Annotated in this window: 19 protein-coding genes and 1 pseudogene; 6 read left to right on the forward strand and 14 right to left on the reverse strand. The window is 70.5% G+C overall.

The annotated features are described in order from the left end of the window. Positions 1–126: 126 nt before the first annotated feature. Both ACFV6X_RS13075 and ACFV6X_RS13080 read right to left on the reverse strand, forming a co-directional pair. Positions 127–633, reverse strand: coding sequence for a hypothetical protein (locus ACFV6X_RS13075; protein WP_385382292.1), 507 nt, complete (start codon positions 631–633; stop codon positions 127–129). A gap of 144 nt (positions 634–777) precedes the next feature. Beyond that, positions 778–1,416, reverse strand: coding sequence for an HD domain-containing protein (locus ACFV6X_RS13080; RefSeq protein ID WP_385381853.1), 639 nt, complete (start codon positions 1,414–1,416; stop codon positions 778–780). Between the two features lie 109 nt (positions 1,417–1,525). Between ACFV6X_RS13080 and ACFV6X_RS13085 the strand changes: the two genes are divergently transcribed. Further along, positions 1,526–2,482 carry a GlxA family transcriptional regulator gene (locus ACFV6X_RS13085; protein WP_385381856.1) on the forward strand — a complete coding sequence of 319 codons (957 nt, stop codon included), beginning with the start codon at positions 1,526–1,528 and terminating at the stop codon, positions 2,480–2,482. 51 nt (positions 2,483–2,533) lie between these two features. On the opposite strand, the gene ACFV6X_RS13090 is transcribed toward ACFV6X_RS13085, so the two are convergent. From ACFV6X_RS13090 to ACFV6X_RS13105, 4 genes are all read right to left on the reverse strand, one after another. Beyond that, on the reverse strand, positions 2,534–3,679 hold the full coding sequence (locus ACFV6X_RS13090; RefSeq protein WP_385382295.1) for an RNA polymerase sigma factor: 1,146 nt from the start codon (positions 3,677–3,679) through the stop codon (positions 2,534–2,536). Positions 3,680–3,699: 20 nt separating this feature from the next. Then, positions 3,700–4,107: a YciI family protein gene (locus tag ACFV6X_RS13095; protein ID WP_385381859.1), complete on the reverse strand. Its 408-nt coding sequence runs from the start codon at positions 4,105–4,107 to the stop codon at positions 3,700–3,702. 108 nt (positions 4,108–4,215) lie between these two features. Further along, positions 4,216–5,337 (reverse strand): amidinotransferase, encoded by a 1,122-nt coding sequence (locus ACFV6X_RS13100; protein ID WP_385381861.1) that lies wholly within the window; start codon positions 5,335–5,337, stop codon positions 4,216–4,218. 102 nt (positions 5,338–5,439) lie between these two features. Next, positions 5,440–5,847, reverse strand: a complete 408-nt coding sequence (locus ACFV6X_RS13105) for a RidA family protein (protein ID WP_385381864.1) — start codon at positions 5,845–5,847, stop codon at positions 5,440–5,442. A gap of 241 nt (positions 5,848–6,088) precedes the next feature. Here ACFV6X_RS13105 and ACFV6X_RS13110 point away from each other — a divergent pair, with 241 nt between their 5' ends. Continuing rightward, positions 6,089–6,760 (forward strand): dienelactone hydrolase family protein, encoded by a 672-nt coding sequence (locus tag ACFV6X_RS13110; RefSeq protein WP_385382298.1) that lies wholly within the window; start codon positions 6,089–6,091, stop codon positions 6,758–6,760. 44 nt (positions 6,761–6,804) lie between these two features. Here ACFV6X_RS13110 and ACFV6X_RS13115 read toward each other — a convergent pair whose 3' ends face one another. From ACFV6X_RS13115 to ACFV6X_RS13125, 3 genes and pseudogenes are all read right to left on the reverse strand, one after another. Continuing rightward, positions 6,805–7,695 (reverse strand): SDR family oxidoreductase, encoded by an 891-nt coding sequence (locus ACFV6X_RS13115; protein ID WP_385381867.1) that lies wholly within the window; start codon positions 7,693–7,695, stop codon positions 6,805–6,807. 100 nt (positions 7,696–7,795) lie between these two features. Continuing rightward, positions 7,796–7,984, reverse strand: a pseudogene (locus ACFV6X_RS13120) (sodium-independent anion transporter); the annotation flags it as partial. 35 nt (positions 7,985–8,019) lie between these two features. Continuing rightward, a complete protein-coding gene (locus tag ACFV6X_RS13125) occupies positions 8,020–9,006 on the reverse strand; it encodes an alpha/beta fold hydrolase (protein WP_385381870.1) in 987 nt (328 codons plus the stop codon). 160 nt (positions 9,007–9,166) lie between these two features. Here ACFV6X_RS13125 and ACFV6X_RS13130 point away from each other — a divergent pair, with 160 nt between their 5' ends. Beyond that, entirely contained in the window at positions 9,167–9,535 is a 369-nt protein-coding gene (locus ACFV6X_RS13130) for a hypothetical protein (protein ID WP_385381873.1), read from the forward strand. 77 nt (positions 9,536–9,612) lie between these two features. Here the strand turns inward: ACFV6X_RS13130 and ACFV6X_RS13135 are convergent, their stop codons facing one another. After that, positions 9,613–10,527 carry an AraC family transcriptional regulator gene (locus ACFV6X_RS13135; protein ID WP_385381876.1) on the reverse strand — a complete coding sequence of 305 codons (915 nt, stop codon included), beginning with the start codon at positions 10,525–10,527 and terminating at the stop codon, positions 9,613–9,615. An 89-nt stretch (positions 10,528–10,616) separates the two neighbouring features. On the opposite strand from ACFV6X_RS13135, the gene ACFV6X_RS13140 reads away from it, so the two are divergent. After that, complete coding sequence (locus ACFV6X_RS13140) at positions 10,617–11,615, forward strand: SDR family NAD(P)-dependent oxidoreductase (protein ID WP_385381878.1); 999 nt, start codon at positions 10,617–10,619, stop codon at positions 11,613–11,615. Positions 11,616–11,749: 134 nt separating this feature from the next. Here ACFV6X_RS13140 and ACFV6X_RS13145 read toward each other — a convergent pair whose 3' ends face one another. The 3 genes from ACFV6X_RS13145 to ACFV6X_RS13155 form a co-directional block, all read right to left on the reverse strand. After that, complete coding sequence (locus tag ACFV6X_RS13145; protein ID WP_385381881.1) at positions 11,750–12,931, reverse strand: amidase domain-containing protein; 1,182 nt, start codon at positions 12,929–12,931, stop codon at positions 11,750–11,752. 148 nt (positions 12,932–13,079) lie between these two features. After that, entirely contained in the window at positions 13,080–14,363 is a 1,284-nt protein-coding gene (locus ACFV6X_RS13150; protein ID WP_385381884.1) for a hypothetical protein, read from the reverse strand. Between the two features lie 56 nt (positions 14,364–14,419). Beyond that, positions 14,420–16,675 (reverse strand): transglycosylase domain-containing protein, encoded by a 2,256-nt coding sequence (locus ACFV6X_RS13155; protein ID WP_385381887.1) that lies wholly within the window; start codon positions 16,673–16,675, stop codon positions 14,420–14,422. Between the two features lie 572 nt (positions 16,676–17,247). Here ACFV6X_RS13155 and ACFV6X_RS13160 point away from each other — a divergent pair. Next, positions 17,248–20,094, forward strand: coding sequence for a PQQ-dependent sugar dehydrogenase (locus ACFV6X_RS13160; protein WP_385381890.1), 2,847 nt, complete (start codon positions 17,248–17,250; stop codon positions 20,092–20,094). Positions 20,095–20,236: 142 nt separating this feature from the next. Here the strand turns inward: ACFV6X_RS13160 and ACFV6X_RS13165 are convergent, their stop codons facing one another. Further along, the gene (locus ACFV6X_RS13165; protein WP_385381893.1) at positions 20,237–20,788 is read right to left on the reverse strand and encodes a hypothetical protein; all 552 of its coding nucleotides are present in this window, start codon (positions 20,786–20,788) and stop codon (positions 20,237–20,239) included. A 131-nt stretch (positions 20,789–20,919) separates the two neighbouring features. Between ACFV6X_RS13165 and ACFV6X_RS13170 the strand changes: the two genes are divergently transcribed. Next, positions 20,920–21,093, forward strand: a complete 174-nt coding sequence (locus ACFV6X_RS13170; RefSeq protein ID WP_385381896.1) for a hypothetical protein — start codon at positions 20,920–20,922, stop codon at positions 21,091–21,093. The last annotated feature ends 12 nt before the right edge of the window (positions 21,094–21,105 follow it).

Below are 21,105 nucleotides of genomic sequence, written 5' to 3' on the forward strand. Positions count from 1 at the left end.
CTCGTTTTGGTTCGGTTGGTGGTGGTTTTGTGCTACCTGGGGGGCCCGCCCCCGGCGCGGCCCGCCCGCCCCGGGGGGCCCTCCACCCGCCCCCCCCCCGGCCCTGCGATGCCTGCCGCCGACGGCTCAGCAGCCGCCGCAGTTGTAGTAGGTGACGTCCCAGTGGTTGCCCTCGTCGGCGTAGATGTTGCCGGAGCCGGACCGCCACTGGAGGGCACCGTCGCCCCGCGGGCCGATGTAGGTGAAGGTGTTCTTGATGTAGTTGCCGACGCACGCGTACTTGCTGTAGTCGAGCTTGTAGCCGTTCCAGTGCGAGTACGTCCCCGAGGCGTGCCCCGTCTCCGTACCACCGGTGATGTTCAGCGCGCAGCCGCTCGCCTGCTTGAGCGTCTGGGCGCCCTGGGCGCTGGCGAGGTTGAGCTGGTCGAAGGACGTACAGGTCGGGTTGTTGCGGTTGGAGCAGTTTCCGGAGGACGACCAGGTGATGCCGGACTGCCGGAACATCGAGGTCGCGGTGGCGTGACTGATCTTGGTCGCGGCATGCGCCGAACCGGCGGTGCCGACGACCGCGACGCCGGGAGCGACGACGAGCGCGAGTGCGGTCAGCACGGACCGGACCTTGAGAGCCTTCATGGGCTGGACGGTCTGCATGGGGAACCTTCCTGCGCGGGGCCATGAATCCTGCGGGGGTGGCTGTGCAGGTGGAGCAGACCGCATCGTGCCCGAGGTCTACGCGCGTGCACCAGAGGGCAAAGCGGAATGAACCGGATGCTCTGGTCACTCGCGCCAGTCGGAGTTCTTGATGACCTCCACGAAGTCGCCGCGGACGAAGCCGGGGGAGAAGTGGGCCAGCACGTCCGCCTTGACGTTCCCGAAGGTCGTCTCCGGGCGGTCCTGGATGCCCTCGGTGAAGGCGGCGAGGATCCGGTTCTTGAAGTCCGAGCGGGGGTGGGCCGCCACGATCGCAGCCCGCTGCTCCTCGGAGACGGTGCGGTAGCCGATGCCCAGGACGTCGAGCTCCACGCCGCGGGTGACCAGGGCGATCTCCGGCGCCATGTGCAGCGGTATCTCCGGGGTGGTGTGCAGGGCGATGGCCGTCCAGACCCGGTCGGCGGGCTCGCCGGTGATGCCGTGGGCGTCGAGGAACCTCCGGGCCTCGTCGGCGCCGTCGATCTCGAACCGCCGGTCGGTGCGGCGGTAGCGCTCGGTCAGGCCCAGGTCGTGGAACATCGCCCCCACGTAGAGCAGTTCGGGGTCGAAGTGGAGCCGCTGCCTCCAGCCGCGCAGCGCCCCGAACAGGAAGACCCGCCGGGAGTGGTCGAACAGCAGGGGCGGGGCGACGTCGCGCACGAACTCCGTCGCCTCCCGTGCCAGTGTGCTGTCCGGGATCTGCACGCCCGCGATCGATTCACTCATGGTGTCGGCCCTTCCGCTCTTTCTCGCATTTCGGTGACCTCCCTCAGCGTCGCCCGGTGGCCTAACCTGGTGCCATGTCCCTGCTGCCGCACAACCCACAGATTCAGACATGACCCGGGTTGCCTTCCTCGCGTTCGACGGAGTCACCCTGCTCGACGTCAGCGGCCCTGTGGAGGTGCTGTACCAGGCGCAACGGCTCGGCCGTCCCTACACACCGCTCCTCGTCTCCCCACGCGGCGGTGACGTCACGACCGCCTCGGGTCTGGCGCTGGCCGGGACCACGGCGGCGGCCGACGCCGGTCCCGTCGACACGCTCGTGGTCGCCGGGGCCGACCGGCTCGCGGACGAGTCCGCGGGGCAGGAGCTGCTGGCGGCCGCGGCGACCCTCGCCGAGCGGGCGTCGCGGGTCGCGTCGGTCTGCAGCGGCGCCTTCGTCCTCGCCGAGCTGGGCCTGCTCGACGGACGCAGGGCGACCACGCACTGGCGCCACGCCAGGACGCTGGCCCGCCGCTACCCCCTGGTGCGGGTCGAGCCGGACGCCCTCCATGTCCGGGACGGCCGGTACGTCACGTCCGCCGGTATCAGCGCGGGCATCGACCTGGCCCTCGCGCTGGTCGAGGACGACCACGGGGCGGACGCGGCCCGGGAGGCCGCACGCGAACTGGTCGTCTTCATGCAACGCCCCGGCGGGCAGTCGCAGTTCTCCACGGCACTGGCGACCCCGCCGGCGCGCAGCGGCCTGCTGCGCTCGCTGACCGCGTCCGTGCTCGCCGACCCCGCCGCCGACCACAGCCTGCCCGCGATGGCCGCGGCCGCCGCCGTCAGCCCCCGGCACCTGACCCGGCTGTTCCAGGCCGAACTGAACACCACCCCGGCCCGCTGGGTCGAGCGGGTCCGTCTCGACCGCGCGCAGCAACTCCTCCTCGACGGGCACGGCGTGACGGCGGCGGCGCACCGCAGCGGTCTCGGCAGCGACGAGACCCTCCGCCGCGCCTTCGCCCGCCACCTGGGCACGACCCCGACCGACTACCGCAGACGCTTCACCACGACCCGCCCGCGGGACTGACCACCGGGGCGCCGGGCCCGGCGGACCGGCCCGCGCCGGCGGTGACGTCCGTCAGTGACGGTCGCGGGCGTTGAGCCGGGCGGCCTGGCGCGTCAGGTGGTCGCGTTCGGCGAGGTTCGATGCCTTGTGGGCCGCCTCGGCGTACAGCCGTGCCGCCGTCGCCAGGTCGCCGTCGCGCTCGTGGAGGTAGGCCGCCACCGCCGTGTGCCGGGGCAGTGTGTCGTCCAGTTCCGCGAGCGCCGCGAGCCCGGCGCGCGGTCCGTCGGCCGCGCCGACCGCCACCGCGCGGTTGAGCCGGACGACCGGACTGTCGGTCAGGCGCGCGAGTTCGTCGTACCACTCGACGATCTGCACCCAGTCGGTCTCCTCGGCCGCCTGGGCGTCGGCGTGCAGCGCCGCGACGGCGGCCTGGGCCTGGAACTCGCCCAGCCGGTCACGCGCGAGGGCCGTCTGGAGGATCTCGACGCCCTCGGCGATGGACGCGGTGTCCCACCGGCCACGGTCCTGCTCGGCGAGCGGCACAAGGCTGCCGTCGGGCGCGGTCCGTGTGGCGCGCCGGGCGTGGTGGAGCAGCATGAGGGCGAGCAGCCCCGCCACCTCGGGGTGGTCGATCGCGGCCGCGAGCTGCCGGGTGAGCCGGATGGCCTCGGCGGCGAGGTCGACGTCACCGGAGTAGCCCTCGTTGAAGACCAGGTAGAGGACGCGCAGCACGGTGGCGACGTCGCCGGGCTGGTCGAACCGGACGCCGGAGACGGTGCGCTTGGCACGGCTGATGCGCTGCGCCATGGTGGCCTCGGGCACCAGGTACGCCTGGGCGATCTGGCGGGTGGTGAGCCCGCCGACGGCGCGCAGCGTGAGCGCGACCGCCGACGACGGCGTCAGGGACGGGTGGGCGCACAGGAAGTAGAGCTGGAGCGTGTCGTCCACGCCGGCCGCGGGCCCGGGAGCCGGCTCCTCGTCGACGAGGTCCTCCCGCCGGCGCCGGGCGGCGTCCGCCCGGGTCGCGTCGAGGAACCTGCGCCAGGCGACGGTGACCAGCCAGCCCTTCGGGTCCCGCGGAGGGTCGGCCGGCCAGACGCGGAGGGCCTCGACCAGCGCGTCCTGCACGGCGTCCTCGGCCGCCGCGAAGTCGGCTCCGCGGCGGACGAGGATCCCGAGCACGCTCGGTGTGAGGCTCCTGAGCAGGGCCTCGTTCATCGACGACGTCACTGAAGCGGTCACTCCGTGATGGTGGGCTTCGCGGAGAGGAACGGGCGCAGCTCCAGCCACTCGTGGATCGGCTTGCCACCCGCCCCAGGGGCGGCCGAGAGCTCCCCGGCCAGCTCGACGGCGCGCTCGTGACTGTCGACGTCGATCACCATCCAGCCCGCGATCAGGTCCTTCGTCTCGGCGAACGGGCCGTCCGTGACCGGCGGGCGCCCCTCGCCGTCGTAGCGGACCCACGTCCCCTCGGGCGCGAGCGCCTGACCGTCGACGAACTCGCCGGTCTTCTCCAGCCGGTCCGCGAAGTCCTGCATGTACTGCACGTGTGCCGAGATCTCCTCCGGCGTCCACTGGTCCATGCGCACGTCGTTGACCGAGGCCGGAGCGCCACGGTAGTGCTTGAGCAGCAGGTACTTGGCCATGGTGGTTCTCCCAGGTGATGGTGCGACCCATTGTGGTCGCGTTCACCTCGGGGACGGAGCAGGTCGCGGGTTCTCGACATCGCCGCTCGAGTTTTTTGATTTTGTCCGTCAGGAGAAGTACGACTCCAGCGTGCCGCGGCGCCGGACGTCGAGCGTCGCGCAGTGGAACGAGCCGCCGAACGGCGCGTAGTGCAGCAGGTCGCACGGGATCGGCTCGAAGCCCCACTTCTCCAGCGCCCGCAGCATGTCCGTGTGATGGCGCTCGGCGATGACGCGCTTCTCGTCGACCATGAGCACGTTCATGCTCAGCCACTTGCCGCACATCGACGCGATCTTCAGCAGGCGGTCGTCGATCGGCGCGGGCTCGGGGGCGATCAGGATGTCCCACGAGCGCAGGACGTCGGGCAGCCGGTCGACGTCGATGTACTCGGGGTTGACCAGCGCCTTGCCGGGCGCCAGCAGCACGAACGTCGTGTCGATGTGCATGGGCGTGCGGCAGCGGCTCTCGATCTCGTGGATGCGGTAGGCGGGGCCGAGATGGCGGCGCAGCCAGTCGATGCCCATCCGGTTGGTGACGTTGCTCCGGGTGACGAAGAGGTCCCGTCCCGCGCGCACGAAATCCGCCGCGTCGAACACCGGCTCGAACTCGGTGAGGATGTACCGCATCGGCTCGCCGGCCTCGGGGATGCGGAAGCCGGGCTCGAAGAGCTCGTCGGTGAGCTGCGGCTTCGGTGCCGCCGTCCAGCGCGCGCCTCGCCGGAAGTAGTCCTTGAGGATCGCGCGGTAGGAGTGGGTCTCGAAGTACCGGCACGGCCATGCCATCGGCGTCTCGATGATCTCGTCGCTGATCACCAGCATGCTGTCGCGCGGGCAGGTGTTGCAGAATCCACGTGACGACCAGTCGGGAGTGCCGTAGCGCCGCTTGTGGTCGACGGCGTCCGGACGCTTGACCGTGACGTCGAGCGACTCCAGGAGGGCGATGAACTGATCGAGCTCCTGCTGTGCCCGCTCGATCAGGACGTCCGGATACTTGAAACCGGCGGCGAGCCGCTGGAACCGCGCCGCCCAGGGCGGAATGTTGCAGGTCACGACCGGATGTCCGGAAGGAATCGTCGCGCCCTCGAGGCGGCCGACGATGATCTCCTCCAGCGGGTCCCACTCGTTGTGCGAATTGACCGGCAGGGCGAGCGGCTCCTCCGCAGCGATGTCGGTCCTCTGTGCCACCGCCATGCTCAACCGCTTTCGATCGCGGAATGGTAGTAACTCAATATAGCCAATCCATTACCGAAGGTGAACAGGAGAGGGAGAGCCTCTCGGCCGGTGGAGCGCCTTTCAGTCGATCACCGCGGTGGCCTCGATCTCGACCAGATGCTCGGGTACGTCCAGTGCCGCGACGCCGACCAGCGTGCCCGGTGGGACCGGCGTGCTCCCCAGCCTGGCGGTCGCGCGGGCGACGCCCTCCAGGAACAGGGGCATCTTGTCGGGGGTCCAGTCGACGACGTACACGGTCAGCTTCGCCACGTCGTCGAAGGAGGCGCCGACCCCGGACAGGGCGATGCCGACGTTGAGGTAGCACCGCTCGACCTGCGCGGCGAGGTCGCCTTCGCCCACGGTGGCCCCGTCGGCGTCCCAGGAGACCTGCCCGGCGACGAAGATCAGCTTCGAGCCGGACGCGACGGACACCTGCCGGTAGGCGTCGATCCTCGGCAGGCCCTCGGGGTTCACCAGGGTGATGGCCATGCTGTGGGCCTCCTCGTCATCGGAGCGCTGTGCTCTCTTGTGGTTACCCGGAAACCGTAGGAGAGCGTGCGCTGACATGGAAGAACGCGCTTTTCCGTGACTGAGGAACCTTTTGGTGACCCAGCACTTCGAGGAGCGTGCGCCTGGTTCGGCTGGTGCGGCGCCAGGGAGGGTACGCGAGGGGAGAGGAGTCGATGCATCGATTCGCAGGGCCGGCGGGCCGGGGAAGAAGTTGATGTCGATGATTTCCGACATGGTTCTGGTGCCCACCGACAGCGCGATGCTCCCGGGCGACCTCGTCGTCCCGGCGTCCGCGCGCGCGGTGGTGTTGTTCGCGCACGGCAGCGGCAGTTCCCGGCACAGCCCGCGCAACCGGATGGTCGCCGCCGAGCTGCGCGCGGCCGGGATGGGCACGCTGCTGATGGATCTGCTCAGTGAACGGGAGGAACGGCATGACGCGCTGACGGGCGAGCACCGGTTCGACATCCCGTTCCTGGGCCGCCGGCTGGTCGCCGCCATCGACTGGCTGGACACGCAGCCCGACGCCCGGGGGCTCCCGATCGTCGTCTTCGGCGCCAGCACCGGTGCCGCTGCCGCCCTGGTCGCGGCCGCCGAACGCCCGGACCGTGTGCTGACCGTGGTGTCGCGGGGCGGACGGCCCGACCTGGCGGGCGAGGCGCTGGGCGCCGTACGGGCGCCGGTGCTGCTGATCGTCGGCGGTGAGGACCACGAGGTGCTGCGGCTCAACCGGGAGGCGGCCGGTCGGCTGGACGCCCCGCACGCACTGCATGTGGTGCCCGGCGCCGGCCACCTGTTCGCGGAGCCCGGGGCGCTGGAGGACGTCGCCGGCACCGCCCGGCACTGGTGCGACGAGCATCTGCGCGCGGGGCGGGAGCAGGCGCACGAGGAGTGAGGTGGCGCATCGGGAGTGAGTGCTGCGGCAGGTCCTCGACGCACCTAGGGCAGCGGTGTGCCGCCTGTGGCGTTGAGGATCTCCGCAGTGACGAAGCTCGCCTCCTGGGAGGCCAGATAGACGTACGCCGGTGCCAACTCGGCCGGTTGCGCCGGGCGGCCGAGCGGGCTCTGCTTGCCGAACTCCACCGTGTCGGGCAGCGTCGCGGGGATCAGGGGCGTCCACACCGGCCCCGGTGCGACCGCGTTCACCCGGATCCCACGCCCCACGAGCATCTGGGCCAGCCCCTGGGTGAAGGTCACGATCGCGCCCTTGGTCATCGCGTAGTCCAACAGGTGGGGGCTGGGCTTGTACGCCTGCACGGACGTGGAGTTGATGACGCTGCCGCCCTCCGGGATGTGGGACACGGCGAACTTCGTCAGCCAGAACATCCCGTACAGGTTGGTGCGCATGACCCGGTCGAACTGCTCGGTCGTGACGGCCTCGATGCCGTCCGGCTGCGACATCTGGTAGGCGGCGTTGTTCACCAGTACGTCGATCCGGCCGAACTCGGCGACCGCCCGCTCGATCAGCGCCCGGCAGTTCTCCTCCTCGCGGATGTCGCAGGCGACCGCCACCGCCTTGCGGCCGGCGTCCTCGACCAGCCGGGACGTCTCGCGCGCCTCGTTCTCCTCCTCCGGCAGGTGGGTGAACAGCACGTCCGCGCCCTCGCGGGCGAAGGCGAGCGCCACCGCCCGCCCGATGCCGGAGTCCCCGCCCGTGATGACGGCCCTGCGATCCGCCAGGCGACCGGCGCCGCGGTAGGACTCCTCACCGTGGTCCGGGGGCGGGTCCATCGGGCCGGTCCAGCCCGGGTGGGGTTGGTCCTGCGCCGGGAACTTCGGCGTCGGGTGCTGGGTCACCGGGTTCTGGCGAGTGTGCTGTGGGTCGGTCACGTCGGCCTCCTGCCTTCCGTGCGGGTCCGGACGTGCGCACGAGTGCCCACCCGCCCCTGTACGGGAAACGCGATCCCGCGGATCGGTGACCGATCAGCTGTCAGTGCCCGCCGGTGAGCTCGACGCTGAGCTCGCCGTGGATGCGGGCGCTGGGCTCGTTCAGGCCGGTGATCTCGACGACCTTGCCGCGCCGCGCGTACCTGGTCTCGACGGCGTCCAGCGCGGCGACGGACGAGGCGTCCCGGACATGGGCAGCGGACAGGTCGATGACGATCCGCTCCGGGTCGGAAGTCCGGCGCGCCCCGGCCCTGACGCCGCGTCGCGTCAGGCGGGCAGCGACGCGAGCCACCCGACGAGGAGCCGGTTGATCTCCTGAGGGCGTTCCTGCTGGATCCAGTGACCGCAGCCCTCCAGGATGTGCGAGTCGACCAGGCCGGGCAGAGTCGTGGGATAGGCCTCGACCGCGTCGGCGAGCCAGGTGGTGGAGGCGTCCTGGGCGCCGCCCACGAACAGCGACGGCTGGGTGATCGGGGCGCCGTCGTAGTCGGCGAGGTCCTCCCAGTCGCGGTCCATGTTGCGGTAGCGGGCCAGCGCCCCTGTCATGCCGGTCCGCTCGAACTCCTCGGCGTAGAAGTCCAGGTCCCGTTCGCTCAGCCAGGACGGCAGCCGGTCCGCCGGGAACCGGTCGCGCAGGCGTCCGCCGCGGCTGAGGAAGTGCGGGTCCGGCGCGCCGGGCGCGGGCATGGTGTCGGCGGACAGGGCGGCGTAGATGCCCGCGAGCCAGCCGCGTACGTCGGGCTCGATCTCCGCCTCCGCACGGCCGGGCCGCTGGAAGTAGGAGACGTAGAACTCCTGGTCCGGCCCGCCGAGCTGGGTGAAGACCTCGCTGGGCCTGGGTCCGCCGCGCGGGGCGTAGGGCACGCTGAGCAGGCCGACCGCGCGGAAGACGTCGGGGCGCATCAGTGCCGAGTCCGCGGCGATGGCGGCGCCCCAGTCGTGGCCGACGACCACCGCGGTCCGCTCGCCCAGGGCGTGCACCACCGCGGCGTTGTCCTCCACCAGGTGGTGCATCCGGTACGCGTCCACCGCCTCGGGCCGGGAGGAACGTCCGTAACCGCGGACGTCCACGGCGACCGCTCGGTAGCCGGCCGCGGCCAGGGCGGGCAACTGGTGTCGCCATGAGTACCAGGACTCCGGGAAGCCGTGTACGAGCAGGACCAGCGGACCGCTGCCCTGCTCGACCAGATGGATCCGGCCGGCGGGGGAGGGCAGCAGGCGGTGAGTGAGCTCGGCGGCGTTCGTGTGGGGCATGGATCCTCCCGGGGAGCCGATGGGACGGCCGGTGTCGCTGCTGCCGCGCTCCGGCCGAGGGCGCTGCACGGTGATCCTTCTGGGGCGGCCGGCCGGGCGCGAGTCCCGTTGCCGTTTCGGCAAGGAAATGCACTCCTGAACTTCGAGGGAAGGTGGCGACATGGCACTGCAACACCCTGCCGATCGCGGCGGTGGCAAGCGTGGACCGTTCGAACGATTCGCCGAGGCGGCCTCGTTGTTCACCAGCTCGCCCTTCTTCTACGTCCTCTGTCTGGCCCTGGTCGCCGGAGTGGTGTTCACGCATCTGTCGAGCGTCGCTCTGGAGTGGAAGGTCTTCGCCGGTGAGTGCATGACGGCCGTGACCCTGCTGCTGCTCGCCCTGCTGAAGAACTCCGAGCAACGGGCGGAGCGGGCGATTCAGCGCAAGCTGGACGCCATCGCCACCGCCCTCATCGAGTCCAACGTCGGCGACAAGGAGAAGGCGTTCGAGGACCTGAAGTCGGCGATCCGGATGGAGGAGGAGACGTGACCAGCGCGTGCGCGGTCGGCCGGTGCTGGGCGGACGCGCTGTGTCCTCGCCCCGGGCTGAGCCGCACCTCGACGGCGTCAAGGCAGCGTCGGGTGCCTGCGGTAGTCGCCCGGGGACATTCCCAGGACCCTCTTGAAGGCGACGCTGAGGGCGCTTTCGGAGCCGTATCCCACTGAGTGGGCGATGGAGGCGAGGGTCGCACCGCCTTGTCGCAGCTGCCGGGCCGCGAGTTCGATGCGCCACCGCGTGAGGTACTCCAGTGGTCCCTGGCCGACCGTGGCCTTGAAGCGGGAGGCCAAAGTGGACCGGGACACCGCGGCGGCGCCCGCCAGTTCGGCCACGGTCCAGGGCCGCGCCGGATCGCTGTGCAGCGAGGTCAGCGCCGTGGCGACCACGGGATCCCTGAGCCCCGCCAGCCACCCGGACACCGCATGCGGCTCGCGCGCGAGGTGCAGCCGCAGCACATGGACGAGCATGACGAAGGCGAGATGTTCCGCCACCAGGGCGGATCCCATCGGCTGGTGCGTCAGCTCCTGGTCGATCGCGGTCAGCGCCCATTGCACGGTCTCCGCGTGCCGGGTGCCGGCCGGTACGTGCACGACCGGCGGGAGCCTGTCGAGCAGCAGCTCCTGTGCGCGGGTCCCGAAGGAGAAGGCGCCGCCGATGAGATACACGTCGTCGCCCCGGCCTGCCCTGGCGATGCCGCCCTCGGCCCGGGCGAACACGGTGCCGGCATGGACGGGGTCGGCCTGCGGATCGCTGCGCAGCGTGAAGGGGCGCTCCTGCGTGAGCAGGTAGCAGTCGCCCTCGGCCAGTTCGATCGGCTCGTCGGTCCCGTCGACCTCCAGCAGGCAGGAGCCGCGCCGGACGGCATTGAACTTCACCGTTTCGGGGGCGTCGAACCGCACGGCCCAGCGTCCGCCCGCCGCGAGACCCGAGGACAGACGACTGCGCGTCTCCAGCAGGGTCAGCACATCCTCAAGAGGATCCATGACCACCCCCAGTCCAGTTCGGACGGTGACTAAAGAAGGAGAGACTCTCGATCATAGAGCGTCCAGTCTGCTCGTCGTAGCGTGAACGCATGACGACGAATCCCCAGGCCGACAGGCACGCACGGACCGACTCCGCCCTTGTGACCACTCCCTTCCCCTCCCACGCCCGCGCGCAGGAGGTGATCGACGGCGTGGACCTCACCGGTCTGCGTGCCGTGGTCACCGGCGGTGCCTCGGGCATCGGAGCCGAGACCGTCCGGGCCCTGGCCGCCGCCGGCGCGGAGGTCACGATCGCCACGCGCCGCCCGGGGTCCGCCGAACCGCTCGTCAAGGAGCTGGCCGCCGCCGGCGGCGGGGGCCGGGTGCGCGCGGAGGCCCTCGATCTGTCCGATCCGGCCTCGGTCGACGCCTTCGCGCGAGCGTGGCGCGGGCCCTTGGACGTCCTCGTCGCGAACGCCGGGATCATGGCCCTTCCCACCCGGACCCTGACCCCGGGCGGCTGGGAGATGCAGCTGGCGACCAACTACCTCGGCCACTTCGCCCTGGCGACCGGCCTGCACGCGGCTCTGCGGGACGCCGGCACCGCCCGCATCGTCGTCGTCAGCTCCGGCGCCCATCTCGGCGTGCCGTTCGACTTCGAGGATCCTCACTTCGCGCGCCGGCCGTACGACCCCTGGGCGGCCTACGGGCAGTCCAAGTCCGCCGGCGTCCTGCTCACGGTGGGAGCCCGCCGCTGGGCGGCCGACGGGATCACGGCCAACGCGCTCAACCCCGGATACATCCTCACCGGCCTGCAGCGGCACCTCGACGACGACACCATGCGCGCGTTCGGCGTGATGGACGGCGAGGGCAACGTGAAGCCGCTGCCGTACTACAAGACTCCCGAGCAGGGGGCCGCCACCTCCGTCCTGCTGGCCGCGTCACCTCTGCTGAAGGGCGTCACCGGCCGCTACTTCGAGGACAACCAGGAGGCGCGGACCGTCCGGGGCGCCGAGGACCGGCCCGGCGGTGTGGCCGCCCACGCGCTGGACCCGGAGGCCGCTGACCGGCTCTGGGAGTACGGCATCGAGGCGCTCCGCACCGCCTGACCACGACCGCGTGCGGCCCGACGTCGGCCGTTCGGCCGGCCCGCGTCGAGCGTGTGGGTCCTCCAGGCCCCGACGCAGACCGCCGCCCCGGCCAGCAGAAGGCCGGGGCGGCGGAAGCGGGCGCACGACGCCGATCAGGTGCGGTAGGCGTAGTACGCGGCGTTCGGGTACGACGCGATGACGCTCGCCACCGACCGGCGGTACGTGTTGGTCGAGTGGTACGTCAGGTACGGCACACCCTGCTGGCTGCGGTACGTGACGATCATCGTGTGGTCCTTGGACCCGTCCTTGTCGAAGTCGACCTGGAGCACGTCGCCGACGTCCATCTGGTAGACGTTGGCGAGGCTGGTGACGCGCTGGGAGTTCTGCGCGAACCAGGACCACTCGTTGACGCCGACGAACGAGTGCGACTGGATGTCGGCGGTGCCGAACCACCGGGTGTAGTCGTACACATAGCCGGGCACGTGCTTCCAGCCGCCCGCCTTCAGGGACTGGCTGACGAAGTTGGTGCAGTCACCGCCCGCGCCCTGCCCGTTGAAGTTCGGGTAGGCCGGGTTGTAGTTGCTCCAGTACTTCTCCGCGTAGGCGGCCATCGCCTTGTAGTCGTAGCCGCTCGCGGTGAGGTTCTTCGGGTTGGACGGCGCGGGCCGCGTGGTGGCCGCGCGCGGGGCCGACGGCGTCGTGTTGCCCGCCTTGGCCTTGGTGGCGGCCGCGACGCTCGGCGTGGCCGTCTGGTTGATCGCGAGACCGCCGTCGTCGGACTCCCGGATACCCGTCAGCCGCCAGTTGCCGTCCCGGTCCGCCTTGAAGGTCAGCTGGTGGTGCGCCTGGAACCCGGTCGTCTTCGGCTCGTCGCCGCGGACCTTCTCGTACGTCAGCGTCGTGGTCTCGGTGACCTTGACGACGGCGTTGCGGCCCTTGACGCTGGTCTGGTTCAGGGTGACGGAGGTGTTCGCCGCGCTGTACTTCTCGCCGAGCCGGGCGAGCCCGTCCTTGCGGTCGCCGAGCTGGTCCACGGCGTTGTCCTCGGTGCGGGCGGTCCCGGAGGAGACCGCGACCTCACCGGAGAAACCGTCGATCAGCGGCTTCTTGCCCTTGCCGGGCTCTTCGACCAGGGCGTTGGTGCGGTCGGTGAAGACCGCGTCGGCCAGACGCTGGAACGTGGCCTTCGTCCTGGCGTCCACCTCGGGCTCGGCCGGGGCGGACGCGCCCGCGCTCCAGTTGGGCAGCAGCGCCGCGCCCGCGGCGACCGAGGCGGCGGCCGCCGTGAGTATCGACGCGCGACGCCGCGTACGGCTCAATTTCCTTGACTTCACTGAAGTTCCCCTCTTCCCCCGGCGGAGGTATGCCGAGGTAAGCGGCATCCTTGCATGGCGTGTGTGGCCGGCGTGAAGGGGGTTGCACCCCTGACAGGGCGGGAGTTACCGGACTGTCATCCCCGCCCGCCGCGCCGGGCGGCGGCGGTCACTGCACGACCGTGGACCAGTCCGGGGACTGCGCCGGGTCCAGGCTGCGCAGCCGCTCCAGCGTGGCCGGCTTCTGCGCGTCCATCCAGGCGGCGAGCTCCTGGAAGGAGACGCACTTGACGTCCTTCTTGGTGCAGACGGTCTTGATGAGCTCGTCGACGGCGTTCATGTAGATGCCGCCGTTCCACTCCTCGAAGTGGTTGCCGATGAACAGCGGTGCCCGGCTGCCGAAGTAGACGCGGTTGAAGCCGGCCATGTAGGCGTCGACGGTCTCCTGCTGCCACTGCGGGTACATGGCCGGGTCGCCGTCGGTCTCACCGTCGGACTGGTTGTAGAGGAAGTTGAAGTCCATGGACAGGCCCTGGTACTTGCCGCCCTCGTACGGGAGCATCTGGAGCGGAAAGTCCCAGATGCCGTTCTTCTTCGTCGGCCAGATCTGGAAGTCGCCCGCGGAGCTGGCGTCGTAGCGCCAGCCGTAGTCCTTGGCCGCCTTCAGCAGGTTCTCCTGGCCCTCCAGACAGGGGGCGCGACCGCCGGTGACCGCCTTCTTGATGTCGAAGGGCAGCGGGTCGAGGTCCGTGTACCCCGTGTTGGTCTTCCACTTCTCCACGAAGCCGAAGAACTGGTCGATCTCGCTCTTCCACTCCGCGACACTCCAGTCGCCGCCGCCCCGCGCGCCGCAGAAGTGGCCGTTGAAGTGGGTGCCGATCTCGTTGCCGTCCTCCCAGGCGCCGCCGAGCTGCTCCAGCGTGGTGCGTATGTGCTCGTCGGTGGGGAAGCTGATCGCCGCGGTCCCCTTGTCGTGCTGCGGCGGGGAGTAGAGGTCCTTCTTGCTCTTGGGCACCAGGTAGATGCCCGTGAGGAAGAAGGTCATGTGGGCGTTGTACTCCTTGGCCATCTCCCGGTAGTGCGAGAACAGCTCGTCGTCACCCTGGAGGGCGCCGTCCCAGGAGAAAACCACGAACTGGGGCGGCTTCTCGCCGGGCTTGAGCGGTACCGGCTTCAACTGGTTCTTCTGCGGGCCGGTGTAGGACGTCGAGCCGTCGCCGAGCACCTTGGTCTTGCCGTCCCACGGCTCCTCGGTCGCCCGTGCGCCCGCGTTCTGCCGGTTCTGGTCGTTGGCCGAGGCGGTCGCGGCGGTGTTGCCGGTGTGGGAGAGCACCAGGTATCCCGCGACCAGGGAGGTCACGACGAGGAACGCCGCCAGGGTGATGAAACCCGGACGGGCGGCGGGACGGCGGGATGCTCGGGCCTTGCGGCGGCGGCCCGACGGCTGTTTCATCTTGCGGCTCAATCTCTCGGGGACAGGGGCTGGGGCGGTGCCGGTCGCTCCGGTGGTCAGCCGAGCGGACTCATGGCACGTGACCAGATGCCGTACGGGACACTCTCGGTTGCGGATTCCGTCCCGTCCAGGCCCTGGAGCGGCAGGGGTTCGAGGCTCTTCTTCAGATCGATGCGGTAGACGACGACCGCCGTGGCCACCTTCTTGGCGCTGCCGACGTACCAGGCGGCGGTGTCGTCCTCGGTCGTGCCCACCTTCCCGGCGACCTCGGCGTCGGCGGGAGCGGCGTCCGGGTGGGCGGTGCGGAAGGCGTCGGTGAGGGCGGACTGGACCTCGCGGGCGGTGTCGGCGCTCATGGCGCGGCGGTTGGGCGCCGCGGTGAGGGCGACCTTGTCGCCGTTGTGGGTGATCCTGCGCACCGAGTAGGGCTCGGTGTGCATGCCGTCGGCGACGAAGGTGGCGTAGCCACTGGCCATGCGGATGGCGCTGGGCGTGGAGCTGCCGGTGGACAGGGCGGGCACCTGGGCGCCGATGCTGGAGGACAGCAGCCCGGCGGCCTCGGCGGTGGAGCGCACCTTCTCCAGACCGGTGTCCATGCCGAGCTGCATGAACGGGGTGTTGACGGACTGCGCGAGCGCCTGGTGCAGGGAGATCTGCCCGTAGGACCTGCCGTCGTCGTTGTGTGCGGCGACCTTGCGGCCGCTGCGGTCCCAGTACGGGCCCTCGGGCGTCGTGACGGGCACGCCGTCGTCGCCGTTGTAGAGGGACTCCCCGGTCACCTCCGTGACCTCGCCGTCGCGGGACTTGCGCACCCCGTGCTCCAGACCGGCGGCGTAGACGAACGGCAGGAACGCCGAACCGGCGGGCACGGTGGTGGCGTTGGACTCGTTGTATCCCTGCGTACGGTGGTCGGGGCCGCCGTAGACGGCGAGGATCCGGCCGTCCGAGGCGATGGAGGCGGCGCCGTAGTGGGCGGTCCCGGCAAGCTTCGGATGATCCTCCTTGGCCTGCTTGCGGGCCTTGGTGACGGCTTCGGTGAGCTGCGCCTCGCGGTGCTTCTCGAAGGTCGTGTAGATCTGGTAGCCGCCGAGGTCGAAGTCCTTGTCGGAGATCCGCGCGGTCTTCTTGGCGTACTGCGAGGCGAGTTCGACCAGGTAGTCGCTCTGCTCGCCGGTGTCGTAGAGCGGGTTGCTCTTCAGCGGCTCGGGGAACGACTTGTACGTGGCGCGCTCCTGCGGCGACAGCTTGCCGATCGCCACCATGCGGTCGAGGATCCACGACCAGCGTTCCACGGCCCGGTCGTGGTTGGCCCGGCTGAGCGTGGGGTCGTACAGGCCGGCGCCTTTGAGCAGGGAGGAGAGGAAGGCGGCCTCGCTGGCGTCGAGCTCGCTGACGTCCTTGCCGTAGTAGGCCTGGGAGGCGCGCTGGATGCCGTAGGTACCGCGGCCGAACCAGCTGGTGTTGAGATAGCTCTCCAGGATCTCGTCCTTGCTCATCCTGTTGTCCAGCTTGAGGGCGATCATCGCCTCGGTGACCTTGCGGGTGAGCGTCTGGTCCTGGTTGAGGTAGACGTTCTTGACGTACTGCTGGGTGATGGTCGAGCCGCCCTGGGTGTCGCCCCGGCCCAGGGTGCGGAACAGGGCGCGGGTGATGCCCTTGAAGGAGATGCCGGGGTCGCTGTAGAAGCTCTCGTTCTCGGCGGCCAGCACCGCCCAGCGGACGTCCTCGGGGACGTCCTTCAGCGGCATCGCCTGCCGCTGCACCCAGCCGGTGCGGGCCATCGGGGTGCCGTCGGCCCAGAAGTACACGTTGTCCTGCTGGGTGGCGTAGGTGTTGAGGTTGTCCGGGATGTCGGTGGCGGCGTAGGCGACGACCAGGAACAGCGTGCTCAGCCCGAGGGAGGCGAGGACGCCGCCGACGGACTGGCGCCAGGAGGGGATCCAGCGGCGCCACCCGGTGCGGCCCGGCCGGGGGTACAGCGGGCGCAGTCGGCGGGCGTAGGGGCTGAGGCGGGTGGCGAGGGGGCCGAGGCGGGCGGCCAGGAAGCCGAGCACGACGGCGAGCCGGGGGCCGAGGACCGCGGTGAGGCGGGCTGCGGGGGAGGGGCGGGGGGCTTTGCGACGGCGACGGGTGGACTTGCCGGACATGCCGGACGCGGCGGAGTCCGTGTCGGGATCGTCGGATATCTCGTCGGGTACACCGGAAGTCGCGGTCACGTCGGACCCGTCGGGTATTCCGCCTTCGGGTACGCGCAGTTGCATGGTCTCGTCCGCGGCGGGCCGCGGTGGTGGTGGCGGGACCTTCAACTGCATGGTGACGTCAGGCTCCAGAGGCTCCTCGTCGCCAGCCTGATCGCGTCCCCCCTGCCCTCCCTGGGCCACGAATGTGCCTCCCTCCGCACTTCATCTTGCTCGCGCAGGCAGACCGTACGGACGTACGAGGTGGGATGTTGTTGCCGCAGCAGCGGCCGCAAATCCTGACTCCCCCTCCCCGACCTCGCGGGGTATCGCGGCGCTCTCAAATTACCAGCGTCCTTCGCAAAGTCTCCACACAGAACCGGGCGGAACTGGTCACATCTGATGTGACGGAAACCTCAGTCAAACGAGGCAACCTTCTGGTGGTCGGTCGGTCGGGGGGCCCGAAGGCGCGCGCCAGGGCGGCAGGACTTTCCGGTGGTGAACGGTTGAGGCACTTTGTCCGGGCCCGGGAAGAAGTAACGAGATCTTGGACAAAAGGACTTACGGCCCGGAACGAACGCCGCTAACTTCCTTGTGACACGCCCGTCACAGCGCGGCCGGTGTGTCATGGCGCGACGGCGCGCGCCCCGTACTCCCACGGCAGGTCCGCTCGGCCCTGTCGCTACCCCCACCTCCGGGAGGCACCTGTGCGCACAAGCCCGTTAAGACGCAGACTCCTTCGATGGCTCGTACCGACGGTGGCAGGCGCCGTCGGTATCGTTTTGCCCGCCGTCCCCGCGGGCGCCGCCGGGGAAGACGCGGGCCGGCCCGCGAAGGCGGCGGCGGCACCGGAATTCCAGCAGGTCACCCTCGCCAAGGGCGTGGCCGAGATGGGCGAGCCGATGACGCTGGCGGTCCTGCCCGACCGCTCCGTCCTGCACACCTCCCGCGACGGCACCGTCCGCCTCACCGACGCGGTCGGCAACACGAGGGTGGCGGGCAAGCTCGACGTCTACGCCCACGACGAAGAGGGCCTTCAGGGCATAGCGGCGGACCCGGCCTTCACCACGAACCGGTACGTGTACCTGTACTACGCCCCCAAAATGAGCACACCGGGCGGGGACGCCCCCGCGGAGGGCACCGCGGCCGACTTCGCCCCGTTCGACGGCGTCAACCGGCTCTCCCGGTTCGTCCTGAGGACCGACGGCACGCTCGACGTCGCCAGTGAGAGGAAGATCCTCGACGTCCCCGCCTCCCGCGGCCTGTGCTGCCACGTCGGCGGCGACATCGACTTCGACGGTGCGGGCAACCTGTACCTGTCGACGGGCGACGACTCCAACCCTTTCCAGTCCGACGGCTACACCCCGATCGACGAGCGCGCGAACCGCAACCCGGCCTTCGACGCCCAGCGGTCCTCCGGCAACACCAACGACCTGCGCGGCAAGGTGCTGCGCATCAAGGTCGACGCCGACGGCTCCTACACCGTCCCGAGCGGCAACCTCTTCGCGCCCGGCACCGCCAGGACGCGACCGGAGATCTACGCGATGGGCTTCCGCAACCCGTTCCGGATGAGCGTCGACAAGGCCACGGGCATCGTGTACCTGGGTGACTACGGACCCGACGCGGGCTCGGCCAACCCGGCACGGGGCCCCGAGGGACAGGTCGAGTTCAACCGGATCACCAAGGCCGGCAACTACGGCTGGCCGTACTGCACCGGCAGGAACGACGCCTACGTGGACCACGACTTCGCCGGCGGCACCTCGGGCTCCGCGTTCAACTGCGCGGCACCGAGGAACACCTCGCCCCGCAACACCGGTCTCACCGACCTGCCGCCCGCCCAGCCCGCCTGGATCCCGTACAACGGCGGCTCGGTACCGGAGTTCGGAGGCGGCTCCGAGTCACCCATGGGCGGACCGGTCTACCGCTACGACGCGTTTTCCACCTCGGAGGTCAAGTTCCCCCAGGAGTTCGACGGCGACTACTTCGCCGGCGAGTTCGGGCGACGCTGGATCAAGCGGATCGAGAGCGGCGGCGACGGCACGGTCCAGTCCATCAACGCCTTCCCCTGGACCGGCACCCAGGTGATGGACATGGCCTTCGGTCCCGACGGCGCCCTGTACGTCCTGGACTACGGCACCGGCTACTTCAACGGCGACGAGAACTCGGCCCTGTACCGGATCGAGCACATCACCGGGGGCCGCGCGCCCCTTGCCCAGGCCAAGGCGGACGTGACCTCGGGCAAGGCGCCGCTGAGCGTGACGTTCTCCTCCGCGGGCACCTCCGACCCGGACGGCGACGCCCTCAGCTACTCCTGGAGGTTCGGCGACGGCGGCACCTCGACGGCGGCCGACCCGGCTCACACGTACAACACCAACGGGCAGTACACGGCGACCCTCACGGTGACCGACTCCACCGGCAGGTCCGGCACCGCCTCCGTGCCGATCACCGTGGGCAACACCGCGCCCACGGTCCAACTGGACCTGCCGGCCGACGGCAGCATCTACGACTTCGGCGCGGCGATCCCCTTCAGGGTCACGGTCACCGACCCCGAGGACGGCACCATCGACTGTTCCAAGGTCAAGGTCAGTTTCATCATCGGGCACGACAGCCACGGCCACCCGCAGACCTCGGCGACCGGCTGCTCCGGCACACTGCAGACGTCGGCCGACGGTGAGCACGACCCGGACGCCAACCTCTTCGGAGTGCTCGACGCGGAGTACACCGACAAGGGAGCGGGCGGTCAGCCGGCGCTCACCACGCACGACCAGCACGTCATCCAGCCCTCCCACCGCCAGGCGGAGCACTACGGCGACTCGGCCGGCGTCCAGGTCGTCTCCCACGCCCCCGCGCACGGCGGCAGGACGGTCGGCCACATCGAGAACGGTGACTGGATCTCGTTCAAGCCGTACGCGCTGGGCAACGCGAACCAGTTCACCGCCCGGGTCTCGTCCGCCGGGACCGGAGGGACGATCGAGGTCCGGGCCGGATCGACGACCGGTACCCTGCTCGGCACCGCCACCGTGCCGGTGACCGGCGGCTGGGAGACCTTCCAGGACGTGACCACGCCCCTTGTCGACAGGCCCGGCGGCTCGACCACGTTGTACCTGGTGTTCAAGGGCGGCGCCGGCTCCCTCTTCGACGTCGACGAGTTCTCCCTCACCACCGCCACGACCACGCGCTCCGGCCCCGTGCGCGGGGTCAACAGCAAGTGCCTGGACGTCGACGGGGCGCAGACCGCGGACGGCACGAGGATCCAGGTGTGGACGTGCAACGGCAGCACCGCGCAGCGGTGGACCGTCGAGGACGGCACGCTGAAGGCGCTGGGCAAGTGCCTGGACGTCTCCGGGGGCGGCAGCGCCGACGGCACGAGGATCCAGCTGTGGACGTGCAACGGCACCGGCGCCCAGAGATGGACACCTCAGGCCGACGGCACCGTCCGTAACCCGCAGTCAGGCAAGTGCCTCGACGCGTCCGGCGGCACCTGGAACGACGGGACGCCGGTGCACCTGTGGTCCTGCCACACCGGGGCCAACCAGAAGTGGACCCTGCCCTGACGGGGAGTTCCCCGGCCGACGGGGAACTCTGACTCGCTCACGGCCGCGTCGGTGAGCCGGCCTCGACGCCGGCGGCGTGGCACCGGCGCGGCTGTGGGCGGGCAGGACTGTCTCGCGGACGTCTCCGACCACGACGGTCCGCTCAATGGCCGGCGAGGAGCTTCACGGCGACGACGCCCACGCCGATCAAGGTGTCGAGGAAGCCCGAGAACAAGGCGTTCAGCCGGCCGTTGCCCATGCGCAGGCCGCTTCGCCAGCCCCACAGGAACAGGGTGCCCACTTCCACGCCGGCGCTGATCAGCAGGGCGGTGCCCAACTCCAGGGCGCCGAGCGCCGAGATCCCGATCAGTACCAGCGGCCCCGCGGCGGTCAGCAGCAGCGGACTGGAGACGTACACGGCCGTGCGAAGTTCCTGCGGGGAGGTGCTGCGCCCGGTGAGCGCCCGGTGGGACTGCTCGTCGGCGACCAGGGTGGCCAGCCACACGCCGAGCGCCGTCACGGCCACCGTGAGGGCGGATTCGAGGTGCTCGGGGCGCTCTGTCTCGACGAGGGCGACCACGACAGCGGTCAGGGTGAGGGTCGCGTAGATGCGTTCCTTGAGCCGCGCGGCGGCGATGTCACCCGCCCGGGCCGCGGTGACGGCAATGTCCGGCGTCCTGCCCGCGTCACCCTGCTGACCTGCTGTCACCTGCACCACCCGCGCCTTCCGATGGCACACCGTAGAGGCCGGTAAGAGGTTTCGCCCGCACGCATCGCGGGCGTTCGGCCGCTCAGGCGAACAGCCCGGCACGCCACCGAGCAGGCGCGAGCGAACGGGACGAGCCGGTGCCCGCCGTCGACGTCGTCATCGACCGCGTGGTGGCGCCGATGGTGTACCGCATCCTCTTCCGCCCGGGCATGCTGGACCCCGACTACGCCCCCACGCTGATGGACACGACCCTCACCGAGCTGACGCCAAGCCCTCGAAGGCCGTGCAGGCCGCGGCGAAAGGCCGGTTGAGATCATGAAGCC

It is taken from the genome of Streptomyces sp. NPDC059861 (assembly GCF_042731435.1).
In the GTDB taxonomy this organism is placed as follows: Bacteria; Actinomycetota; Actinomycetes; order Streptomycetales; family Streptomycetaceae; genus Streptomyces.

Bases quoted from the DNA above. Each gene is read 5' to 3' on its own strand.
- ACFV6X_RS13075 (WP_385382292.1), bottom strand. From the start codon at position 633: ATGAAGGCTCTCAAGGTCCGGTCCGTGCTGACCGCACTCGCGCTCGTC.
- ACFV6X_RS13080 (WP_385381853.1), bottom strand. From the start codon at position 1,416: ATGAGTGAATCGATCGCGGGCGTGCAGATCCCGGACAGCACACTGGCA.
- ACFV6X_RS13085 (WP_385381856.1), top strand. From the start codon at position 1,526: ATGACCCGGGTTGCCTTCCTCGCGTTCGACGGAGTCACCCTGCTCGAC.
- ACFV6X_RS13090 (WP_385382295.1), bottom strand. From the start codon at position 3,679: ATGAACGAGGCCCTGCTCAGGAGCCTCACACCGAGCGTGCTCGGGATC.
- ACFV6X_RS13095 (WP_385381859.1), bottom strand. From the start codon at position 4,107: ATGGCCAAGTACCTGCTGCTCAAGCACTACCGTGGCGCTCCGGCCTCG.
- ACFV6X_RS13100 (WP_385381861.1), bottom strand. From the start codon at position 5,337: ATGGCGGTGGCACAGAGGACCGACATCGCTGCGGAGGAGCCGCTCGCC.
- ACFV6X_RS13105 (WP_385381864.1), bottom strand. From the start codon at position 5,847: ATGGCCATCACCCTGGTGAACCCCGAGGGCCTGCCGAGGATCGACGCC.
- ACFV6X_RS13110 (WP_385382298.1), top strand. From the start codon at position 6,089: ATGATTTCCGACATGGTTCTGGTGCCCACCGACAGCGCGATGCTCCCG.
- ACFV6X_RS13125 (WP_385381870.1), bottom strand. From the start codon at position 9,006: ATGCCCCACACGAACGCCGCCGAGCTCACTCACCGCCTGCTGCCCTCC.
- ACFV6X_RS13130 (WP_385381873.1), top strand. From the start codon at position 9,167: ATGGCACTGCAACACCCTGCCGATCGCGGCGGTGGCAAGCGTGGACCG.
- ACFV6X_RS13135 (WP_385381876.1), bottom strand. From the start codon at position 10,527: ATGGATCCTCTTGAGGATGTGCTGACCCTGCTGGAGACGCGCAGTCGT.
- ACFV6X_RS13140 (WP_385381878.1), top strand. From the start codon at position 10,617: ATGACGACGAATCCCCAGGCCGACAGGCACGCACGGACCGACTCCGCC.
- ACFV6X_RS13150 (WP_385381884.1), bottom strand. From the start codon at position 14,363: ATGAAACAGCCGTCGGGCCGCCGCCGCAAGGCCCGAGCATCCCGCCGT.
- ACFV6X_RS13155 (WP_385381887.1), bottom strand. From the start codon at position 16,675: ATGCAGTTGAAGGTCCCGCCACCACCACCGCGGCCCGCCGCGGACGAG.